Source organism: Ornithinibacillus californiensis, assembly GCF_001038485.1.
GTDB lineage: Bacteria > Bacillota > Bacilli > Bacillales > Amphibacillaceae > Ornithinibacillus > Ornithinibacillus californiensis.
In genome coordinates this window covers 1-3,368 of record NZ_LDUE01000053.1, presented here as the reverse complement: position 1 = coordinate 3,368, position 3,368 = coordinate 1, and the positions used below count along the sequence as shown (strand labels likewise).

Genomic DNA, 3,368 nt, shown 5'->3' with positions numbered 1-3,368 from the left:
AAACTTCTGTAGGTAAAACGGATAAACATTGACTAATTAACTGTTTATGACCTATACTTTTATTACGCATATAGTGCTCCTTTGTAGAAGATTTGGGAACAAGTACGGTCTCACTTCTACAATAGGAGCTCTTTTTATTTTTGTAAATTCATATGACTTATTTTTCAATAAATGGAATTTATATCCAATGATGCAATGTCATTGGGACTGTCCCCTTTACTTATCTTCTTTTCTCAATCGTAATTCTTCTCACAAATACGTTGGAAAGTAAAAATAATAATAACCCAACACCTAATACCTGATAAAAGAATAGCATATCCATTTGAGTAACTACGTCTACAATAAATTCGTAAATCCAACCTTTTGCAACCCCGAATAACGTTGCAATTGCTAGAATACCCGCTACTAATCCTCCACCAGCAAATCCATATTTATAGAATAATAGGCCGATAATAAACATAAAGGAAAGTAGGAAAAACATAATACAGACATCAATCAAGATTCGATTTAACCATGTGTCCTCAAGCATCATGGCAGGGTGTAAAAACTGGAATGTCGTTATACCGGTTGCATCAGTAAAAAGTAATACAATCTCTTGTATCGTACTGGCGACTATTGATTTTAACACGACAAGGCCTAGAAAAAATATAGCAAGACTAATTAAGATGTTTTTACGAGTCGCCCCCATCTTTATTGCAAATGGGATACTTTCCTTTACCGTCATAAACCCTAGAATTAGGCAATAAAAGTAAATAGCAAATGGAAAACCGAATGCCATCATGCTATCCTCAACGCCTATTAAATAGTAAGCAAAAGCAATGGAAACGACCAATACTAATAATAAAATAGACCAAAAAATCATTAAACTATGGCGAATATCACTAATATAGAAATATAGTAATCCTTTAATCTGCTTATTCATGTTTATGCTCCCTTCCTTTCTGTTAGATAAATCATTAGATCCTGGATTGGTACACCTTCAATGGAAAGTCCTGCAAGCTTTGCCGCTTCCGAATGCCCGAAAACATACGCAGTCATCATCCCTGCAAGCTTCTTTGTTGTGATAACTTCCTTATCTTGAATGAATTTCTCTACTTGTTCAATCGTCCCTGATACAGCTGTTGCACTATTCCGCAATACATCAGCATCTTCCTGTAATGCCAACTTACCTTCTTGTAATATCAAGACCTCTTCAAACATTAAGCTAACTTCATCAATTAGATGAGTAGAGAAAATTATCGTTCTTGGCTCTTCCTCGTATTCTCGTAAAAGAATATCGTAGAATTTTTTACGTGCTGCCGCATCTAATCCAATGTATGGTTCATCAAAGACTGTAATAGGTGCTTTACTTGCAAGACCAACAATAATTCCAAGTGCAGACTCCATCCCTTTTGATAATGCTTTAACCTTTAATTTTGGTTCAAGGTTATACTCTTTTACTAAGGCATCAGCTAACTCTTCATCCCAATTTGGATAGAATAGCGAACTAATTTTTAGTACATTTTTTATGGATAAGTCTTTTTTGAAGTTATGACCTTCCTTAATTAAACAAATCGATTCTGTTAACCGTTGATTGTCAAACGGCTTTTCTCCATCAATTAAGATTTCCCCACTATTCGCTAAAATTTGCCCAGCGAGTATTTCCATAAAGGTTGTTTTCCCAGCTCCATTTCGTCCTAGTAATCCGTAAATTTTAGGCTCTTCTAACGTAAAAGAAACTGCATCTAACGCTAATTTATTACCGTACTTTTTTGTTAGATTTTTAACCTCAATCTTCATACCTTATTTCTCCCCCATCATCTTCATTAGTTCCGATTCACTTATCCGAAGTTTCTTAGCTTCTTCTTTCAACGGCAAGATAAAGTTTTCATAAAACGTTTGCTTACGCTTTTCAATCAAAATATCTTTCGCATTATCGGTTACAAACATCCCTACACCCCTTCGTTTGTATAGCACTTCTTCGGCGACAAGCTCATTAATTCCTTTAGCTGCAGTAGCTGGATTAATCTTATAAAATGCTGCAAATTCATTCGTTGATGGTACACGTTCACCAGCTTTTATGGAGTCATTTATGATAGAATCTTCTAGTTGTTCTTTTATTTGAAGGAATATCGGCTTGTTATCATCCAAATTGTTCTTCATCTTTAGGCTCCTTCGTTAATGGGTTAATTACTTATGTAACTAACCATATAACACAATATAAGTTATGTCAACAATTTTTAGAAAATAATTATAAAGAGGGACAGTCCCTCACTGCTTTATCACTTTAAAGCGGTGGGGGACTGTCCCCAATGTCATTAAGTTAAGTTTACATTTTTTACCACAGTTAAACTAATTAGTTCTTCAAATCTCATTTATCCTATTAAAGTTTAAGTGAATTTTGATACAACATAAAAAAGGCAATAGGATGCCCGGGAGATGGAAATATCTATTTTTTCATCCCCTGGTAGGCATCCTATTCTATTTAGAGCGGGTTATAACGCAGCCTTCTGTACTAATCCATTTCTATTAGCGCTCAAGTTTCTAGTACGTCGTTTGTAACTTCGTCCTGGTCGTATTGGGATTCTACTCCTTTTTGCTTCTTCGAGCAACTGTTTGTAAATTTTATTTCGTTTTCTCGGATTATCTTCTAATATCAAATGAATAAGGTTTGATTTTAATTTACCAATTATTATGTTGGTATTTGATTTGTATAGATACTCTAGATTCTTTCCTTCTTGTTCCTTCAAAATAATTTCATCAACTTCATGTGCCATAAATGACGCCATATTCGATAGAAACATAGTGGCATAATAATCCTGCTCCACTGATAGTGGAGTATCACCTGTAAACTTCTGAAGCTTCAGTTTGTTTTTTAATTCATCAAACTTGCTTTCAATTCCCCATCTTTTGAAATAGAGTACTTTGAAATCTTCTAGTTTGAACCTCTTATCTACAATATTCGTTAGGAGTAATTCTTCTTGTCCAGAAGATAGTTTAATTCGAATAGCACGTAATCGTACTATCTTACCCTGCTTCTTAATTTCAACTAGTTGATCTGGAATAGATGGATCAATGAAAGCTTTATAATTATTGATGGGAGTTCTGATAATAAACTTTACATTAATGTCTACAAGATAGTCGAAGAAATCGATGGATGGATATCCTCTATCAAACAGAAATAGATCATTATCCGTAAGGTTCTCCTTGAAGGATTCCAGTAATTCTTTAGCTAAGTGACGCTCACTATCCGTACATTTTGTAATTAATGCTTTCACAATTAGATTATTTTCGATATCATAGATACAGGATGCCAGTGCGCGTGCCAATTCTAGCGAATTGCCTTTCGAAACGCCAAAGGCGTCCTTTAATCTTTTAGAATTATTTAT

The 3,368-nt window shown here is 34.4% G+C and carries 4 protein-coding genes; all 4 read right to left on the bottom strand.

The window, feature by feature from the left end; genetic code table 11:
* Positions 1 to 220: 220 nt before the first annotated feature.
* Positions 221 to 922, bottom strand: a complete 702-nt coding sequence (locus tag TE34_RS12660) for a hypothetical protein (RefSeq protein WP_047985188.1) — start codon at positions 920 to 922, stop codon at positions 221 to 223.
* A gap of 2 nt (positions 923 to 924) precedes the next feature.
* Positions 925 to 1,779, bottom strand: a complete 855-nt coding sequence (locus tag TE34_RS12655) for an ABC transporter ATP-binding protein (RefSeq protein ID WP_047985187.1) — start codon at positions 1,777 to 1,779, stop codon at positions 925 to 927.
* A 3-nt stretch (positions 1,780 to 1,782) separates the two neighbouring features.
* Positions 1,783 to 2,142 (bottom strand): GntR family transcriptional regulator, encoded by a 360-nt coding sequence (locus TE34_RS12650; RefSeq protein WP_047985186.1) that lies wholly within the window; start codon positions 2,140 to 2,142, stop codon positions 1,783 to 1,785.
* Between the two features lie 332 nt (positions 2,143 to 2,474).
* Positions 2,475 to 3,368, bottom strand: an 894-nt coding sequence (locus TE34_RS12645; RefSeq protein ID WP_047983132.1) for a transposase, incomplete at its 5' end; no start/stop codon positions are given.

Bases quoted from the DNA above. Each gene is read 5' to 3' on its own strand.
- TE34_RS12655 (WP_047985187.1), bottom strand. From the start codon at position 1,779: ATGAAGATTGAGGTTAAAAATCTAACAAAAAAGTACGGTAATAAATTA.
- TE34_RS12650 (WP_047985186.1), bottom strand. From the start codon at position 2,142: ATGAAGAACAATTTGGATGATAACAAGCCGATATTCCTTCAAATAAAA.
- TE34_RS12660 (WP_047985188.1), bottom strand. From the start codon at position 922: ATGAATAAGCAGATTAAAGGATTACTATATTTCTATATTAGTGATATT.